The organism is Paenibacillus gallinarum (genome assembly GCF_014836635.1).
In the GTDB taxonomy this organism is placed as follows: domain Bacteria; phylum Bacillota; class Bacilli; order Paenibacillales; family Paenibacillaceae; genus Paenibacillus; species Paenibacillus gallinarum.
This window is the reverse complement of sequence record NZ_JACSQL010000001.1, coordinates 379,784-399,928: the sequence shown is the minus strand read 5'-3', so window position 1 is coordinate 399,928 and position 20,145 is coordinate 379,784. Positions and strand designations below refer to the sequence as shown.

The window sequence follows — 20,145 nt, the reverse complement described above, 5'->3', positions numbered from 1 at the left end:
AGAAATCCCCTGCTTTTCCACAAAATAAAACTTATTTCAAACGTGAATTTTCAATGATTTTGATGATTTCTGATATCGCGTCTTGTCGATTATAATCCAGCATCTTCGCTCTTATCTTTTCTTTATTCTCATCCAGCAAACGAATAGATTCCAGCAAGGTATCTTCAGAAAGATGTTCTTCCCATAAAATTTGAGCATATCCTGATTTTTCAAAGGCTTTGGCATTCAAAAGTTGATCTCCACGGCTCACTTTTTCAGATAATGGGATCAGCAGCATCGGTTTTTGTAAGGTTAAAAATTCAAATATTGCATTCGAACCTGCCCTTGAAATCACCATATCCGCTAACGCAAGTACATCAGGGAGCTCATCCTGAAGATATTCAAAAGCCTTGTAGCCTTTTACCGAATCCACCTCTAGATTCACTTGACCTTTCCCGCAGAGATGGACAATCTGATATTTCCCAGTAAGCTCGGTCACTATAGCCCGCAAAGTATCATTCATCTTCTTCGCACCAAGGCTGCCACCCATAAATAACAGTACCGGCTTCTCTTTTTCAAACCCAAGCCACCTTCTGGCCCGTTCCTTGTCGCCTTGCCGCAATTCTTCTCTAACAACAGCCCCTACATGAACTGCCTTATTTCCTTTTAGATGCTCAGCAGCTTCTTCAAAGGTCGTACATACCTGAGTAGCAAAAGGAAGGGCAATTCGGTTAGCGAGACCTGGGGTAAGATCCGATTCATGAAGAACAACGGGGATTTTGCGCATCCATGCAGCCAGGACAACAGGAACAGATACAAACCCGCCTTTCGAAAATACAATAGAGGGTTTCGCATCCCCAAGGTACCGGTAAGCTTCACCTACCCCTTTTAGCACTCTAAAAGGATCTTTCAAATTCTTAACACTAAGGTACCGGCGCAGTTTCCCCGTCGCGATTGCTCTATAACTCACCTCTTCTAGAGACTGAACAAGTTCTTTTTCAATGCCGTCTCTAGAACCTATATAATGTACCTTTTCACCCTTTTTCAGAAAATAAGGAATCAGTGCCAAATTCACCGTCACATGTCCGGCAGATCCCCCTCCAGTAAAAACAATCGTTTGTTGTTCCATTTAGATGCTCCACTCCTGTCTCATTGCGTTCAAACCTACTTTATTAGATAATAATTATGGATTGATATGCTATATATTGTGCTGGAGGAAACTAATTAATGGATAAAAATACTACAAATCATGATCATCCGCTTCATCGCATGATTAACCGCAAAGAGACAAGTTCTGTGAAATGGGATGGAATAGAGTCGCTCTTTGGGGTAAAAGACGCTATACCGCTATGGGTTGCAGACATGGACTTTACTGCACCGGAGCCGGTTCTGCGAGCGGTACGTGAAATAGCAGATCATGGAATACTCGGCTATGCTACGCCAAATGCCTCTTTTCAGCGATCCATTACAGACTGGATGCAAAAACGTCATGGTTGGAACGTGAGCCCAGAGTGGCTTGTATATACACCGGGTATCGTCCCTGCCCTTAATATGGCAGTAGAAGCCTATACTGAGCCTGGAGATCATATTATCATACAGCCTCCTGTTTACGGACCTTTTCACAAGTTAGCATCTAATCATGGACGGGAACTGGTCTTAAACCCCCTCCTTCATGATGGGCTCGATTATAAAATGGATCTAGCTCATTTGGAACAAATTGCAAAACATGAAAAAGCTAAACTGCTCGTATTATGCAGCCCTCATAACCCGATTGGACGTGTATGGACCAAAGAAGAACTACTATCCGTAATGGAGATTGCCGTTAAACATAATCTGATCGTCGTCTCCGATGAGATCCACGCAGATCTCGTATTCACAGAAGGTCTTCATACGCCTTACGCTATGATATCTGAAGAAGCTAAAATGCATTCTATCATCTGTACCGCAGCAAGCAAAACTTTCAATATCGCAGGCTTGCATACGTCAAATGTCGTAATAGCTGATGAAGAACTGCGCGATAAGTTTAAAAAGATCATTGAAAAAAATGCGCTCTCTTCTATGAATATTTTCGGTATTGCAGCGACGGAAGCAGCATACCGTGAAGGAGAACCTTGGCTTTCGGAGACACTAGATTATATTCATGAAAATATGGTATATGTAACTGAATTCATTCATACGCATCTACCAGAATTAAGAGTAAAATTGCCCGACTCAACCTATTTACTATGGATTGATTTTCGCAATTTGGAAATACCTCATAAAGAACTCTATGAATTTCTGCTTCATAAAGCCGGTCTCGTCTTCAGCAGCGGCACTGACTTTGGCGAACACGGAGAAGGATTTATGCGCATGAATGTAGCCTGTTCCAGACGTTTGCTGGAACAAGCCATGAATAAACTAAAAGATGCTTTACAATCTCGATAAAAGATCCATATTTAATCAAAAATGGAGAGTGGAAATTCGTCTAATGACGAAACCCCACTCTTTTTTGTTTGTTTTTCTTTATTTCAGACATTTTATTTGTCTCTATTTTTATGTTGAATATATCTTTTTTTACGACCATTATTACAAATTAATCCTTATAATGTTAAGAAATAAGCCTATAAAAGACTATTTATTAAAGATTCTCTATCACTAATGAATTAATTTAAATAAACAACAATCCAAATCAAATAATATACATTAAAAATAAATATTGACAATGAAAGCGCTTATTCGGTAGTATTTTGTTTACAACACAGATGTTCACAGATATTTTGATAGTGTTTATTTCCGATTCATTATATGTACCTGAGGGGGAGGAATCAGAACCATGGGAATGAATAATCCCTTGGCTGTGAAACAGACGGTTCAAAGTAAAGGAGCCATGCATTTTTTCAAGAGAGAATGGCGCCGCAATAAGTTCATTTATTTAATGCTTGTTCCCGTTTTAGCTTATTACTTTATTTTTTGTTATGGACCCATGTATGGGATCCTTCTATCATTCCAGAGCGGTTACAGCCCGGCTAAAGGAATTATGGGCGGAAACTGGATTGGTTTTGAGAACTTCACCATGTTCTTTGAAAGCTATAACTTCTGGAGACTGATGAGCAACACCTTAATCCTTAGCTTACTTAGTCTCGTTATCGGGTTTCCCGCACCGATCATTCTTGCGCTCCTGCTAAATGAAGTGCGAAACCGATATTTTAAAAGCGCCGTACAAACGGTCAGCTACCTGCCTCACTTTATTTCGGTAGTCGTTGTTGTAGGTATGTTGAAAACTTTTTCATCGTTAGATGGAGGACTATTTAATATAATCCGAAGCTTCTTCGGTCTTGAGGCGATGATGTTTTTTACCGATAAAGACATGTTTCGTCCTATGTATATTCTCTCTAATGTGTGGCAGGGTGCAGGATGGGCCTCCATTCTATTCCTCGCAGCACTTGCCGGTATTAACTCAGAGCAATATGAAGCTGCAAGAATGGACGGCGCAGGCAGATGGAACCAATTATTACATATTACACTGCCGGGTATCATGCCAACTGTCATTATTCTACTTATTTTGCGAATGGGCAGCATTATGAACGCAGATTTCCAGAAGATCTTACTTATGCAAACCGCTGCAACGTATGAAACATCAGATGTTATTTCTACTTTTGTATATAGGCAAGGGATGCTTCTTGGCGATCAGGCATACTCCACCGCAATTGGTTTGTTCAACTCCGTCATTAATTTCGCCTTACTGCTTGGTGCCAATTACATTAGCAGAAAAGCAAATGAAACCAGTCTGTGGTAGAGAGGTGAACCAAACATGAAAAAATCCTTTGGCGAAAATGTATTTGACGTTATCAATATTTTTCTGTTGCTTCTCGTGATGTTACTTTGTGCTTATCCTATGCTCTACATATTTAACTCTTCTATATCTGATCCGCAGCAGCTCTTGGCAAGCCGATCGCTCATGCTGCTCCCAGAAGGATTTTCCATAGAAGCTTATACGAAAGTATTTCAGAATCCAAAGATCTACAGTGGTTATATGAACACTTTGTTTTATGTTATTGTCGGAACCGCACTTAACCTGTTGATGACGACACTCGCTGCGTATGCTCTTTCAAGACCTGATTTATACGGACGCAGCTTCTTCATGAAATTGATTACCTTCACCATGTTTTTTGGCGGCGGTATGATCCCTACTTTCTTACTTATTCAGAACTTGGGTCTCCTAGATACGAGACTTGCCATGATTCTGCCTACAGCCATCAGTACTTTTAACTTTATCATCATGAGAACGAATTTTATGAGTATCCCACTCCCCTTGATCGAGTCAGCTAAAATCGACGGGGCTCATGACTTCCGAATTCTGTTCCAGATCGTTGTTCCTTTATCTAAACCGATCATCGCCGTAATGACTCTCTATTACGCTGTTGATCATTGGAACGATTTTATGGGTCCTCTCTTGTACTTGAGATCTCAGGATCTATATCCGATTCAAATCATTCTTCGAGATATTTTACTTAGTAATAGTACCGAAGCGATGGGTTCTGCTAATGACACCGGATTTGCGATCGGAGAAAACATCAAGTACGCCACCATCATTGTTTCCACACTCCCGATTTTGATGATATATCCTTTTATCCAACGTTATTTTGTTCAAGGTGCACTGATTGGAGCCATTAAAGAATAGAGCAAAGTACTTGCATCATCTTTGAATGTGAAGTGGTGCGAGTACAGCTTTATCCTATAGATTGTTAAGGAGGGTTTATATGAAGAGGGTCATGTCTATAATGCTTGGTTTGGTAATGACAACAGGGCTTCTTGCAGGATGTAGTGGAACTAAAGAGGCGGAAGGCCCTAAGCCAGCTGAAGGCGAACAAGCGATAACCGAAATTTCTCTTCCGATTGTAGATGAAGCAATGACAATCAATTATTGGAGAGCAAATGACGGGAAAATTGCTTCAGGCAATGGATTCAGCGATGTAAAAGCTTATCAGGAAAAAGAAAAACGCACCGGGATTAAGGTGAATTTCACACATCCTCCACTCGGACAACAAAAAGATCAATTCAATCTTTTAGTTACGGGTAACCAGCTTCCTGACATTATTTATTACAACTGGGCTGATGTATCAGGCGGACCGGAGAAACTGCTAGCGGATGTACGAATTATAAAACTGAATGAGTATATCGACCTTTATGCTCCAAACCTAAAGAAAATCATTGCTGAAGATGAAGAAGTTCGTAAACAAATTTCGCTCGATGATGGTACGATCTTTATGTTCCCTTATCTACGTACAGATTCTGTAAAGCTTAATGGAACAACAGGCATGATTCTGCGTCAAGATTGGCTTGATAAGCTAAATCTGAAAGCACCTACAAATATCGACGAGTGGTACACTGTATTGAAAGCATTCAGAGAACAGGATCCTAATGGCAACGGCAAAAAAGATGAACTTCCTTTTACGGCTAACTGGGGTCCAGGTAACATGAGTAAATTGAATGATTTCGCACCTGCCTTTGGTGTCCTTGCAGGTTTCCAGTTGAATGGAGAAACGATTGAATATGGTCCAATTCAACCAGGTTACAAAGAATTCTTAACAACCATGAGAAAGTGGTATGAAGAAGGTCTAATCGATCCAGAAGTCATGACCAATGATGGAAAAGCTTTTGATTACAAAATTACGAATAACCAAGCCGGTTCTTACTATGGCGGTGTATTTAGCGGTATGGCGAAGTACCTTAATATGATGGCTGAAAAAGATCCAAACTTTAACCTTGTCGGCGCTCCTTGGGCGCAAGATCAGAATGGTGTATCGAGAAGTACTTTCCGTTTTGATACCAAAGTATTAAGTTATGGTGAAGCCATCACTACTTCTGCGGACAAAGACAAACTGAAAGCTATTGTTCAGTGGATGGATTATAATTACAGTCCGGAAGGACATGATCTCTTTAACTTCGGTATTGAGAATGAAAGTTACACCCGTAATGGTGACGCTATCGAATTTACAGATACGATTCTTAAAAACCCAGATGGTCTGACTTATGACCAAGCACTTGCTAGTTATGCACTTTCTATTATGGATGGACCAATGAACCAAGATACGCGTTATCTTGACGCACTGATGACTTTTGATCAGCAAAAAGAAGCAAATAGCGCTTGGATGCAAGCGGACTATGCAATGGCTCTTCCTAACCTTCGTAAAACGGAAGATGAAGCAAGAAAAGAAGCCCAAATCATGGGTCAGGTTAACACCTACGTTGATGAAATGGTTACGAAATTTATTTTAGGTGATGAGCCTCTTACAAGTTACGAAACCTTTGTTGAGACGATTAAAGGAATGGGTATCGAAGAAGTAACTAAGATACATCAGGATGCTTACGCACGTTACCAAGCACGTTAATTCCAAAAAAAAGAGAGTGCAGCGAAAGGGTTAATCCCTTAGCTCACTCTCTTTTTCTATTTTATGATGAATATATTTCTTCTATTGACGTAAAGAAACGAATGTATTCTTCTACTAGCTGTGAGATTAGTTCAGCAGATTTTCTAGGATCTGATGTTTCCAGACCATGACCTGCGTCCAGCACTTTATGGACCTTCAGTTCAGAACAAGAAGTGAGCTTGGCTCTGCTCTCTTCACTAAATAAAGAATCCTTAGCCCCGTAAATCACCATACCTTTCGAATGTTGCATATAGGCGAGTGTACTATCAAGCGGTGTTAGATACAGGTGGTGGATAGAATGATTCGTGAGATGTTTAGCCGTGTATCCGGCAAGCAAGGTTCCTAGACTTTTACTCACAAAAATGAGCTGTTCATACCCCTCACTTCCGCGTCTAATCATCTGTAATACTTCTTCTTCAAGGATGGAACGTTGTTCTCTCTCCAGTGCTACACGAGCACTCTGAAAGCCGTACTCCAAGATCAGGGCATCCATGCCCTGAGAGGTAGCGCTTTGAACAGCGTAGTACAGAACAGGCAGTTCACAAGAGTAATTTTGCCCAGGAAAGAAAACCACGAGCGTATTGGAACCCTGTGTAATGTGTCTTAATCGAACGTCATGTCCCCAAAAGGATTCTTCATAGATCAAATGATGTTCCAAGAACTGCACCTCTCCTCCTTGTATAATCTATACCATTATATATGAAACCTGAATAATATAGTGAATTAATCGGTTTATTCGTAAAATAATGGAAAAAGCAGAACTCCATAAGGGTGAGGTTGTTATTCACAATGGTTTCAATTCCGTTTGTTTTCCTATAGAAAAAACACCACCTTAGTCTCCAGTCACAAGTAAAATAACTTGTAACATTCCATACTATGGTGGTGCCTCATCAAATTAAAGTTTACAGCTAAAATACGGATTAATATCCTGCACAAAGCTTAGTAATCTACTTCACAGGCCCCATATTAACCAAGCCGATATCGGACAACGTGATGATTGTATCGCCGTCTTCTGCACCCGAAATATTACCCATATCAAATGAAATTCTAGTATTAGCATAGCTATCCTCTGTCGCATTAAATGTAAAGGTGAAAAGTTGTTCCTCCGTGGTTAGATCCACCTTTTCCCCAAAGAATCCATGCCATTCATAGTTGGATGCAGTATCGACCCATCCGATGCCTACGTTCATTTTTCTGGACTTGTCAGCTTTCGCTTTAAAGGTAAGTTTGTATTTAAAATCTCGCTGAATGCCAAACCCTTCGTTAATGACCTGACGATCCCAAGGGTTCTGCCCAGCCGTTCCAATTTGGGCTTGAAGCTTCTGATCACCAGCACTTATCTGAAGCTCCTTGGTATCCCCATTCACATAAGTAAACCAACCATCGGTTCCTTTGGAAAAGTCACCGTTTGAAATCAGGTTGACGTTAATAGGCTGTCCACCCTGATCAGCACTTGGATTTACCTCAATTAACGATACATTATGGATGGATACAGTATGATTTCCGATAGATGACGGATCACCTAACCCAAATGCTAGTACAGCTGCGGGGTCTGAAGTACCATTCATCGTAAATGTATAAGCATATTGTTTCTTACTTTCGGTTAGCTCAATTTTTTCTTCCATATATTTTGTATAATCGCCTTCACTTTTTGAGACGACCGCTTGCACTGATCTCGGAGTAGATGCAAAGGCCTCAAATGCGAGCCTGTATGTCTTTCCTTCATCAAGTTTTATCTGTTGCTGCTGCAGCAAGACATCTGACCATTCATCATTACTTGTGCCGGGTAACTGAATCAGTACTCCTCCGCCTTCGGCATCAGAAGTTATCAGATTATTAGGAATCTTCTCCCAATGCTCCTGGGATGCTGCAAATTCTCCATTTTTCACCTTATTCTGCGAAATATCCACCCAGCGTGTATTATAATCCTTACCCTCAAAATCAACATAATAATGTTTGCCAGCCGTTAAAGAAACAGATCGAAAGTAGACTGTATTGTATGACTGCCATCCACCCGTATCTCCAAGAGCGTACACAGACTGTGCAACCGTAGTGCCCTGTTCGTCCTTGATGCTGAAACGGATACTCGAATCATTTTTCGCACTAGCCATTCGGGCAGATAATACATAAACGTCGTCAGCAGCTACATCAATCTTGTATTGGAGTAGATCCCCTTCTTCCATATGACTGATATGCTGGCCGCCTTCATCTGAATTCTCAAGTTGTAAGCCCTGCATGGACCAGGCTTCCGTTGCGGGTATATGTGTGTAGCCATTAACGGAAATAGGATTTCCACGTTTTGTTAGACGGACATTGTCCACATAGACGGTACCTGTAGAGCTGCCAAGTAACAGTCTAAACTCAGAATTTGCAGTTGGCTCTCCATCTCCAATACTGATTTCTCCGGTATACGTCTTCGTCTCCTGATCAAGCTGGATATTCTGACCTTGATGAATTTGTATGGAATGTCCCTCACCGCTAATCAGATCAATGTCCATACTGCGCGGCGCATCTGCTTTGGCTTCAAAAGAAAAACCATAGGTGGTATTCGCCTCTAGCTTCAAATCCCCTTGATTCACCGCAACCTGCTCAGGCTCTCCATTCGTATGCTTCACATCAACAACCAGTTGACGTTCCATAATCGGAAATTTCAAGAAGTTGTTCACGCTGACATCAGCTACAGCATTTTCAGCAATATAGCTTGACCAAAATCCAAGACGGTTCTTGCCTTGATCAAATGTTCCATTAAAGATGTAATTGCCATCAGGCAGCGGCTTCCGCTCTACAGTCAGCGGATCTGCTTCTCCTACCTCGCTCAGCCGAACATTAGAGATCATAACGGTATGATTATCCAATCCTAAATTAAATTCAAATCTGGCATTATTGTCTGATCCATCTCGCATGTCAAATGTATAATCGTATGTTTTCCACTCTGTCGTAATCGCAAATGAGTGATCTCCCGAGTAATTCGTCCAACTTTTTTCAAATTGGGTCACCTTAGAAGAGATCGTACGATTTGCTGACGCCTTCGCGTCGAACTCTATCTTGTATTTTTTATTTTTCTTCACGTAGATCGGCATCTGTGTGAGCTGAACTGAATAGTTTTCAGTCCCCTGTTTGTCAATGGTCACCTGCACTGCGTTTTCTTTTTCATTATATTCTACAACCTTAACATTTCCTGATCCGCCTTCGTTCGTAATGAACTGCCACTTCTGCGGAACACCGTTTGTTTCAGTACCATCCAAGAATTGATTATTGTAGATCTGGTTGCCATCCTCTTGTGGTTCACGCTGTGCTTCAGGCTCAATTGGATCTGTTGTCACATCAGGCCATTCGTCTAATTTGTCGTAAGAATATACACGAACAAAATCAACGTTCATTGCTTCTGAAGTAAAGTCATGATCAGGCGATCCTGGCCAATCTCCTCCAACTGCCAAATTCAGAATCAGGTAGAATGGACGGTCAAAAGGAGCAGGAAACGTGTAGTATTCCGGCTGACCTGAAGCCTTTGTCTGCCAATTGGTTACTTCATGATGCAGCTTGCCATCAACATAAAACCGTATCATTCCTGGGAGCCATTCCACTTGAAAATCATGATAATTATCAGCGAATGATTCTCCATCCGGAAGTGTGACGCTTCCCTGATCGTGTCCATGAGACCCATCAGACTTCACACTGTCATAATGCAAGGTACTGTATATTTTGTTGTGGCTCTCTTCGCCGCCAATGAGCTCCATAATGTCGATCTCTCCAGAGGCAGGCCATCCTCCATAGTGGGCTTCATCTGTCGGCATCATCCAAAAAGCGGGCCACATACCTTGTTCTTTAGGGAGCTTCGCACGTACAACAACTTTACCGTAGGTGAAGTCGCCTTTTCCCATAGAGATGAGTTTACCGGAAGTGAATTTTTGACCGCTTTTCTCTTCGCGTTTTGCTTCAATTTGAAGAACGCTTCGATCCTCATCTTTTACAATGCGGGTATTATTCGGACTATAGTATTGCATTTCATTGTTATAGACTAGACCCGTGTCCTGTACTGTCCACTTGGTATCATCAATAGCAGATCCGTTAAATTCGTCATTCCAGACAAGCTTCCAGTCTTTATCAGGAATTGTCGTTGATGGAATAGGCTTCTCATTTGACGGGCTATCTGGTACTGATGGTGTTTGTCCACCCGGAGAAGATGGATTGGAAGTGCTCGAATCGGTTGTTGAGTTACCAGGCTGGGAGGGAACAGGCTGTGTAGATTCTCCTTTAATAGAAGTAACAAAGCCTGGTTTTACTGTTTCGCCATTAACAACCACATTTGCTGCATCGACTTTCAGTTTGTTAATTTTCCCTTTAGAATTAATCTGTGTCTGATCTGCTTTTGTGAGGACCGTTAATGAATCGACCGAGCTATCTGAGGAAAGTTCCACACTAGCTTTCTGCATAACGGTTATCTCTTGTACGTTACTGCCTTCTTTAATTTTCACACTTACAGGCTCTCCGCTTTTGTCAATCACGATACGATTCAGCTTGGAGTCGCTGATGTCTATTGAATGACTGCCGCCGCCTTTGACAATGACACTCCCCGTAACTGTTACCCCTTGGAGCACAATGGACCCATCTCCAATTCCTTCCGTAAGCAACAAGTTTCCTTTCACGACTGTGTTTTTGAGTGTAATATCGGAAGACCGAACAATCAGATTCCCCTCTACGCTGGATTCATAAGTTCCCGGAGAGGTTTTAATATCCGCGATCATCGCAGCTAGGAGACCTGCCGTCTCTGCACGTGTGATTGGAGATTTGGGATACAGCTTACCCTGATAACCTTTCATGATTTGGTTATTCGTTAAGTAGGTAAGCGCTTTCTTTGCGTAGCTGGAAACATCATTCGCATCATGAAACTTCAACAGTTCGCTTTCCTCTTCCATTCCGGTCGAAAGCTGAAAAGCACGATCCACCATTATGGCAGCTTCCTGACGAGTTATCGGTTGTTTAGGAGACAGATGATCCGCATCGGTTCCTTGGATAATTCCTGACCCGTTTGCTCTTGTCAGCACATCGTAGTACCAATCCCCTGCGGTAATGTCCGCAAACGAATGAGACTCTGTCCCACCTGTAAATCCAAACACACGATCGAGTATCATAACAAACTCAGCTCGGTTAATCTCATGATTCGGCTTAAATGTACCATCCGCATAACCTTGCAATAAAGCCATATCTTGCATACGAAGTACTGCAGACTGGGACCAATGACTGTCCAGGTCTTTATAGGGAACAGAAGCTTGCAGGCTTTTCGCCTGCAAGTCTCCTTTCACCTGATTATCTACACCCTCTGCTCCAGAAAATGTTGGGAAAAAGAGTGAAGCTGTTAAACATCCCGTAACAATACATGCCAATCCTTTTTTCATCCTATATCCTCCATTAACCAAGTTTTAATTGCTTAGCCTTTAACCGCTCCAATGACGATTCCTTTAACAAAAAAGCGTTGCAAAAACGGATATACAAGCAAGATCGGCAGCGCACCAATAAAGATTTGTGCTGCACGTACGGTTCGCTGTGAGATATTCTCCAGCATAGATGGGTCTACATTGATTTTACTAAGATCTTGCTGAACAATGATGGTTTGCAGCAAGGATGCAAGTGGATAATCTTTAATGTCAGACATGTAGATCATGCCGTCGAACCAAGAATTCCATTGAGCTACCATTGTGAACAAAGACAGGGTTGCGATCGCTGGAAGCGAAAGTGGAACATAAACCAAAACGAGTGTTTTGAGATGTCCTGCTCCATCCAAATAAGCTGCTTCCTCCAGTTCTTTTGGTAATCCGCGGAAAAAGTTCATCATGAGGATGACATTCCACACGGACAAGGCTCCTGGCAAAATGAGTGCCCAGATTGTATTCATCAAACCAAGCTTTTGTACAAGAATATAGCTCGGAATAAGACCGCCGCTGAATAGAATGGTGAACACAAAAAACCAAGTGTACCATGAACGTCCTTTGAAACTAGTATCTTCCTTTGATAAAGGAAAAGCTGTAATCAGCATGATGAAGATACCAATGATTGTAGCTAGTATGGTTCGATTGACAGATACCCAAAGGGAATTGATAAAGTTTGAATTTCCGAATGTTTTCACATAGGCGTCCGTTGTAAAACCAATCGGCCAGAATGTGACCATATTGGAGGAAGCCGGCGCCATACTGCTGAATGAAACAGCTAATATGTGAATGATGGGCAGAATACAGAGTAACGATAAAATACCAAGGAACGTGTAGTTGGCTATGCTGAATATTCGATATCCTTTTGTTTTATAATACAAGCTTCGTTTCTCCTCTCTAAAAAACTCTATAGTTGGCTAGTTTGTAAGCAAGTCTGTACGATACCACAATCAAAATAGTAGCTACCACAGATTTGAATAATCCTACCGCTGTAGCAAAACTCATCTTCCCGTTCAAGATCCCCAGTCGATAAACAAAAGTATCAATGATATCTCCTTTGTCATACACAAGTGGATTGTACAGGTTGAAAACTTGGTCAAAACCGGCATTTAGAATATTACCAATGGAAAGCGTCATAAGCACAATTGTAATCGGCATCAATGCCGGAATCGTAATGTGCAGCGTCTGCTTAAACCGGTTAGCCCCGTCCACTTCGGCCGCTTCGTAAAGCGCCGGGTTAATCCCTGCGAGAGAGGCAAGAAAGACGATCGTTCCAAAACCAAATTCTTTCCAGACGTCACTGACGATCAGCGTTACCCGGAACCACGTACCATCTCCAAGGAAAAAGATCGGTTCCCCTCCAAGTGCTACGATCAGCTGATTCACAATTCCTCCTTGCGGAGACAAGATGTCAAGTAAAATCCCGCCGAGTATAACCCATGAGAGAAAATGCGGCAGATAAACCAGTGTTTGGCTCACTCTTTTAAAACCAACCAGTCGTACTTCATTTAATAAAACGGCAAACAACAAAGGGGCAATCAGCCCTGCCACAATCTTGAAAAAGGCAATAAAGAGTGTATTCCAAATGACTTGACCAACGTCAGGATATAAAAACAGGTATCGGAAATTGTCCCACCCTACCCATTCAGATCCTGAAAATCCAAGGTATGGTTTGTAATCTTGAAAAGCGATGACAATTCCGCCCATCGGTATGTACTGAAACACCAGCGCGAGTAATACGGCTGGAATGAGCATCATATGCAATGGCCAGTTCCGCTGAAAATTCCAGCGCTGTCTCACCTTGGTAGAACGCTGTTTATGCGTTGTTTTTAAAGTATGTTCCTTCACCCCTGCATCCCCCATGTTCTAATTTTTATGTTTTACAAGTTAACCCAAACTTGTATAGTAAAATTATAACAATGGGATTTTGCGATCTATATCCTAATATTGCAAGAATGATATGAATATTTTAACGAGATGAGGAGGCAGAGCTTTGCTGAACCGCTTAAATGTTTTTACTAAAATTGCATTGTTAGTTGTGATCCTGCTTATTCTGGTTTTGTTCCTCTATACCTACTCGAATAGAGAAAGCGTAAGAGTCATTGAACATGAAATTCAGAACAACACGAAGAATCAGCTGTCGACTTTTGCAGAATCCGTGGAGTCCAACATTTATCAGTTGTCCCTTTACGGGATGTCGATTGGACAGGATTCCAGTATTCAGGAGTATCAACGCCCCGACTACAAAGATATTCCCTATGAGCGTACCAAAGCGGGAAGTGCCATTCTAGAGAAGATGAATCTGTATAATGCAGCAAGCAAATGGCATTCGACCATTACCTTGTACTTCCCCCGTATGGAAAAAGTAATATCAACAGACTATTATGCTTACATACCTTACAGAGAAAATGAGTTTACAGAACCACTCTCGCAGTCCTGGACCTATAACGACAATCAATTTATCTGGCATACTACCGATCCAACGACAGCGATGAGCAATCCTAGTAAGGCCAAATTGATTACCAAAATTAGTTTTCCAGTTCACCATCTCAAATTGCTGCTTAATCAGAATAAGTTAAACAACAAAGGCGACCCTTTTATGTTTCATCCTGATTTCGGCTTAATTAGCAACAGCACGGAGAAGAGTACCCTGAAATCGATTCTGCCTTCACTGCAAAGTGCAAAACTGCAAGCTAGAGGCGGGTTCAGAACTACACTGGATGGAACCGAATACTACGTTTCCTATATTCAATCCAAGAGTCTCGGTTGGTACTATGTGGATTATGTGCCTATGCAGCAAATATTAAAGCCGATTACGAGCAGTCGTAACCTGTTCTATGCCTCTATTGCAGTCTTAATCGTGATGAGTATCCTAGTTCTGTATACGCTCTTTCGCAGTGTTCAGGTCCCTCTTCTTCAACTGGTGAGAGGAACTAATCGCTTGTCCACCGGGGACTTTTCCGTGCGACTGAATCACACTGCACATAACGAATTTAGCCTCTTGTTCGCTAGGTTCAACATCATGGCGCAGCGTATTCAGGAGTTAATCGAAAATGTCTACGAAGAGAAACTGAGAAGACGTGAAGCAACCCTGAAGCAGCTGCAATCCCAGATCAATCCACATTTTCTCTATAACTGCTTGTTCTATATCAAAAATATGGCGAGAATGAAAAATGAAAAAGCGGTGGTGGCCATGGCACTAAATTTGGGAGAATACTACCGGTACATAACAAGATCGGAAAATGACATGGCAACAATACGAGAAGAATTAGCAATGGTGAAAAATTATCTTGAGATCCAATCGCTTAGACTAGAACGTATGCATTTTACAATCGACGTTCCCCATGCTATTTTAGATAAAACGGTACCCAGGTTGACCCTCCAGCCTATTATTGAGAACGCTATCATCCATGGACTCGAGCCTAGAGCAGAGAATGGGGAAATCAGAATTTATGGGGACTGCAAAGATGATGTATATACTCTTACGGTGGAAGACAGTGGACTTGGCATGTCAGACAAACAGCTTGATCAAATGAAATATGATCTCCTTAAACCGCTGGATGAGAATATGGGCTGCGGCACGTGGAATGTTCATCAGCGTTTATCTTTTCTATACGGTGAAGAAGCAGGTTTGACCTATCATCATTCTTCACTCGGTGGGGTTAAAGTTGATATCATATGGCACGACAATACTAACAAGTAGGTGAACTATCCATGCTACAAATTTTATTAGTGGATGATGAACGTTCAGTGGTCGAGACGCTGGCAGAGACCATTCCTTGGGAAAGCTGTGGAATTGGCACTGTCCATGAGGCATTATCTGGCAAAGTGGCACTTGAAATTATGGAAAACCACGACATCGATATTGTGATTAGCGATATTCGTATGCCTGAAATATCTGGCATTGCACTAATTACCGAGATTCATAAAAGATGGCCCCATGTACAAACTATTCTGCTGTCAGGTCATGCCGATTTTGAATATGCAAAGCAGGCGATGGCCCAAGAAAGCTTTGATTATCTACTCAAGCCTGTGAGTGATGAAGATCTGATGGAATCAGTCCAACGTCTCGTCAACCGAATTCAGGAAAAATGGGAAACAGCTGCATCTTATCAAAGAGCATTACATGCGTTTCAGGATAACCTGCCACTACTGCAATCTACGATGCTTCATGAGCTGCTGACTGGCAAAACCTATGATCAAAAGACGCTGAAAGATAAACTTGAACTACTGGAACTTCCCTATGCAATAGGAGAAGATTTAGGGATGTTAATTATTCGAATGGAAGAGCATTTATCCGAGATGGCAAGCGGCGATATTGCACTCATGGAGTATGCCATCTGTAATATTATTAATGAAGTTGTGCAAGGCCATTTTCATATCTGGCATACCCGAGATGTTCATGATTATATCGTTGTCCTGGTCAGTGTCAGAAACCCAGGCAAGATGTTCTCAAGTAAACACGAGACCCCTCAGACGATGCTAGAACATTATGCCGCTCAGATTCAAACGAATGTGCAGTCCTACTTAAAGGGAGCAATCTCGATCTCCGTTTCTCACTGGGGTAAATTCCCGAACGAGATCGGTGAAATTTATGAGCGAGCAGTTATATCTATGCGTAAACGGATGGGACAAGTTCAAGGCTTGTTCGTTACCGCTTCCGACGAAAAAAATGTGCCTTCTCTCCATGCGATCAGGTCACTTTATAAACCGCCTACTTTAATAAGTCTGCTCGAAGCCGGACGGTTTCAAGATGTGGAACTGAAAATCGAGCAGATCTTTGAGGAGCTGCTGCATTCAAGCGAAGATCATGATATCGCAGAGTCATCGATTGAAGTGTACTACGCTTTAGCCGGTGCATTTACTTATATCATACATAAAAATGGAAAACAGCTCTCTTCAATACTACCAGCCGAGTCCTATCGTTACTTTCAAGCTCCTAGCTATTCGACTACAAAGCAACTAATGGATTGGTCTATCCGAACGTTGCATTACATCCGTGATGACGCTGAACAAGAGCTGAAGGACAATCACAGCACGATCGTTCGGAGTGTACAAAGTTTTGTCGATCATCATCTAGCTTCCGATGTATCCCTGCCAGCGATTGCTGACCATGTACATCTGCATCCTGTCTATTTATCCAAAGTCTATAAAGCGGAGACGGGAGAAGCACTTACAGCCTACGTCTACAGATTAAGAATGGAGAAGGCTGCATATTACTTGCGAACTTCAACTGCCAAGATATTTGAAATTTCAGAGCTCGTCGGTTACAACAATACCGCCTACTTTATTCGTGTATTCAAGAAATTTTATGACGTTACTCCGCAGGAATATCGGGAAAGTCTGCCCGTTTAAAGAGGACTCGAAACTAGATTCAACCCGTTACTTCTATGTTATCCAAACTGCTAAAAGGCATTGCTGGAGTTATCCCAGCAATGCCTTTTGTGATTAGATTTTTGTTGAAATATTGCAGTGAATGGGTGATTTTAACAACTCTGCATTTCTTACTTTTCGCTCTGTACGGACTGGTACCATTCGTTTACTTCTTTTGTCATCTCATCCCCGCCTGAAGACTTCCACTTCTCTACGAAAGAATCAAATGCATCAATTGAAGTTTTACCATAGATGATTTGGGAGAATGTATCCTTCTCCATCTTGGTCAGAATATCATTATTCATCTGCATCGTCATCGTTGGCGCACCAGTAAACATTTGCTTAAGAGAGATATCCTTTTGATCCAGAACAAGTTTCGCTGCTTCCAGCATCGCTGTTGGAACACTTGAATGTAACTTTTTCTCAAATGGCGTCGATGGCTCCTCACCATTTGCCAGCTTCGCCAGCGTATTCATACTAAGACTTGGAATCCGTGCCCCATCGAAGGCCAACGTGTATTTCTCAGGAGCATAACCTTCCGTAAGGCTTGGATCCGTTGATGGTTTGCCGTCAACCATAACATAATCGTATCCTTCAGCAAATCCATATTCGAATTCACCGCCTGCTTGTGGATTAGCAAAATTCTCAAACAGATAGTTTTGATAGGTGAAAAATACTTCCGGATTCTCCATGTTCTTATTAATCAGAACAACACCATTCTCGTTCGGCGTACCACGTCTGCCTGCTTCACCATCAGGGCCAGAAGGAATAGGATATGCCTTATATTCAGCATCTGGATCGTTTTTCTTCACGTCCTCCAGTGGCCAAGTTGGCATCCAGTGAGGCCCAACCACAATCCCTGCCTTGCCGGCAGTGAATTCTTCAGCAGCCTTCGTCTCGTCGTATACGCCTACTTCCTCTGGGATATATCCTTTGCTCATCCAACTTTGTAATGTTGCGAGTGCCTGTTTTGCTCCAGGTGTCACTGAACCATATTCAAGCTTTCCATCCTCTGTAAGGTTCCATTGGTTTGGCATCGTGCCATATGCTCCAAAGACCCATCCAGCATCCGACATCCAGGTGTTTACCCAGTTTTTGAATCCAATGGTCAATCCGAATGTATCCTTTTTACCATTCCCATCCGGGTCTTGATTTGTAAACGCATCCATAACAACTTCAAGATCAGCCAATGTCTCCGGTCCTTTCAGATTAAGCTTTTTCAGCCAATCCTCCCGAATCCACATAACTGGGTCACCATTATAGGAATAATCCAGAATCGGGATACCAATGCGTTTGCCGTCTTGCATATATGGATACCAAACGGAAGGATCTTCGTTAATCGCATCTTTCCATGTATCGTTGGCATATTTATCAAATAACTCGCCTGCATCAACAAACATTCCGGATTCAATCAACTCACGCACCAAATTAAATTCACCACGATAAGAGATAATATCCGGCATTTCTGCATTGGAAGCAAGGGATAGACGAAGCTTCGTCTCGAATGCATTATTGGTAGATGGAGAAACCCATTCATTTTTCAGCTCAATGCCCAGCTTCTCCTTCGCCCATTTGGTATGAACATTGTTATCCTGATCCTCGCCTGACTTAAACGTAACGTCTGGACCCCAAGGCCGTAGATAGCTAATTGTCACCGGCGGATCGTATTTCCCATCTTTAAGCTCCAAGGGTGCAGATGGAGTGCTCGACTCAGCTTCCTTGTTCCCCCCATTACCGCATCCACTCAGTACCGCAGATAGGGCCAATATCCCTACCATTACCATACTACCTATTCTTCTTTTTTTATTTGTGTCCAACATTGCTTCCCCCAGTCTATGTAATGTTGCTTACAGAGTTAATCATAATGAATGATTAATGCATCTGCCCATACTAATATTGCAACATTTATTGCAATAATTTAGGATATTTGAAATTGAATACATATATTGGATAAATGATACTTGGTTGAATCCGGTTATGATCAAAAATCAAAAGCAGCCAGTGATGGCTGCCTTTACCTTCTAGTTACTCGTATATCGAACCCAATCATATTCTGCAGACAATGGATTGGCACCGTTATAAGAACCTAACCATTCATCAACCCCTGTACCGTTCCAAATATTCATCATAATTTTTCCAGGTGTTTTGGGGATATTGCTGGTTGCTGTATGTTTTAATACTCCATCCACATACCATTTGATATGTCCTGGCTGCCAGTCGAAAGCATACGTATGAAATCCTTGTGATGCATCAAACCCTAAATTGATCATCTTCTCATGATTACCAACCCCATTTGTATAATAATTAAACTGTACTTTTGTTGTATCTTTACCTAAGAATTCAATATCAATCTCATCCCATTGTGTTCCATGAGCAGGTCCGGTATAAGTAAAAAAGGAGGAAACAATCCCAGGATTCTTAGCGGGTTTCATACTGACTTCATAAAGCCCGTATCCGTAATTATTGGTGGAACGATACTCACCGCAATCAAACTTATTTTGAGCAGAACTGGTTAAACCAAGCTTGAGTTTACCATCACTTGTAAAATTAACATTGTTTGCTCGCCAAGTGCAGTTGAACATTCCACCGTTAGAGTATCCATCTGCCTTTTGCCATGTGTTTGAGTTGAAATAGCTTAACGGTTCCCAGAAAACATAACCTGCAAATGCGCTTACCGAGGAAAATAAAGAAATCATCATAACCACCACCAACGTGTACCAAGTCTTTCTTTTCATCCACACACACCTCCTGAGAAATTTCAAACATGTATTAAAAACAACTTATAAAGCGCTTACATGTTTGTTGTTATCATTCTATATGGATTTGTATGAGTTAAAAATAAAAAAATCTAAAGAATAGATATTCATTTCTAAATATAGCGGCCTACAATATAGCTCTTTTCCTTCGCTTACGATAAGAACTTACATTGCTAAAACAAAAAAAGCCGCGATTTCGCG

At 41.7% G+C, this 20,145-nt stretch carries 13 protein-coding genes; 6 read left to right on the top strand and 7 right to left on the bottom strand.

Features of this window, described 5'->3' with window-relative positions; all coding sequences use genetic code 11:
* Positions 1-31: 31 nt before the first annotated feature.
* Complete coding sequence (locus H9647_RS02000) at positions 32-1,108, bottom strand: undecaprenyldiphospho-muramoylpentapeptide beta-N-acetylglucosaminyltransferase (protein WP_191797704.1); 1,077 nt, start codon at positions 1,106-1,108, stop codon at positions 32-34.
* 98 nt (positions 1,109-1,206) lie between these two features.
* Between H9647_RS02000 and H9647_RS01995 the strand changes: the two genes are divergently transcribed.
* From H9647_RS01995 to H9647_RS01980, 4 genes are all read left to right on the top strand, one after another.
* The gene (locus H9647_RS01995) at positions 1,207-2,403 is read left to right on the top strand and encodes a MalY/PatB family protein (RefSeq protein ID WP_225228999.1); all 1,197 of its coding nucleotides are present in this window, start codon (positions 1,207-1,209) and stop codon (positions 2,401-2,403) included.
* Between the two features lie 394 nt (positions 2,404-2,797).
* The gene (locus H9647_RS01990; protein WP_191798613.1) at positions 2,798-3,754 is read left to right on the top strand and encodes an ABC transporter permease; all 957 of its coding nucleotides are present in this window, start codon (positions 2,798-2,800) and stop codon (positions 3,752-3,754) included.
* A gap of 15 nt (positions 3,755-3,769) precedes the next feature.
* Positions 3,770-4,639: a carbohydrate ABC transporter permease gene (locus H9647_RS01985; protein ID WP_191797702.1), complete on the top strand. Its 870-nt coding sequence runs from the start codon at positions 3,770-3,772 to the stop codon at positions 4,637-4,639.
* A 79-nt stretch (positions 4,640-4,718) separates the two neighbouring features.
* Positions 4,719-6,350: a type 2 periplasmic-binding domain-containing protein gene (locus H9647_RS01980; protein WP_191797700.1), complete on the top strand. Its 1,632-nt coding sequence runs from the start codon at positions 4,719-4,721 to the stop codon at positions 6,348-6,350.
* A gap of 61 nt (positions 6,351-6,411) precedes the next feature.
* Here H9647_RS01980 and H9647_RS01975 read toward each other — a convergent pair whose 3' ends face one another.
* From H9647_RS01975 to H9647_RS01960, 4 genes are all read right to left on the bottom strand, one after another.
* Entirely contained in the window at positions 6,412-7,047 is a 636-nt protein-coding gene (locus H9647_RS01975) for a hypothetical protein (protein WP_191797698.1), read from the bottom strand.
* A gap of 289 nt (positions 7,048-7,336) precedes the next feature.
* Complete coding sequence (locus H9647_RS01970; RefSeq protein WP_191797696.1) at positions 7,337-11,785, bottom strand: carbohydrate binding domain-containing protein; 4,449 nt, start codon at positions 11,783-11,785, stop codon at positions 7,337-7,339.
* A gap of 32 nt (positions 11,786-11,817) precedes the next feature.
* On the bottom strand, positions 11,818-12,696 hold the full coding sequence (locus tag H9647_RS01965) for a carbohydrate ABC transporter permease (protein ID WP_191797694.1): 879 nt from the start codon (positions 12,694-12,696) through the stop codon (positions 11,818-11,820).
* 16 nt (positions 12,697-12,712) lie between these two features.
* Entirely contained in the window at positions 12,713-13,573 is an 861-nt protein-coding gene (locus H9647_RS01960) for an ABC transporter permease (protein ID WP_191798612.1), read from the bottom strand.
* Between the two features lie 235 nt (positions 13,574-13,808).
* On the opposite strand from H9647_RS01960, the gene H9647_RS01955 reads away from it, so the two are divergent.
* Positions 13,809-15,518, top strand: coding sequence for a sensor histidine kinase (locus H9647_RS01955; protein ID WP_191797692.1), 1,710 nt, complete (start codon positions 13,809-13,811; stop codon positions 15,516-15,518).
* Between the two features lie 11 nt (positions 15,519-15,529).
* Positions 15,530-17,170, top strand: coding sequence for a response regulator transcription factor (locus H9647_RS01950; RefSeq protein ID WP_191797690.1), 1,641 nt, complete (start codon positions 15,530-15,532; stop codon positions 17,168-17,170).
* 149 nt (positions 17,171-17,319) lie between these two features.
* Here the strand turns inward: H9647_RS01950 and H9647_RS01945 are convergent, their stop codons facing one another.
* The gene (locus H9647_RS01945) at positions 17,320-18,966 is read right to left on the bottom strand and encodes an extracellular solute-binding protein (protein WP_225228998.1); all 1,647 of its coding nucleotides are present in this window, start codon (positions 18,964-18,966) and stop codon (positions 17,320-17,322) included.
* A 243-nt stretch (positions 18,967-19,209) separates the two neighbouring features.
* Positions 19,210-19,923 (bottom strand): beta-glucanase, encoded by a 714-nt coding sequence (gene bglS, locus H9647_RS01940; RefSeq protein ID WP_191797686.1) that lies wholly within the window; start codon positions 19,921-19,923, stop codon positions 19,210-19,212.
* Between the last annotated feature and the right edge of the window lie 222 nt (positions 19,924-20,145).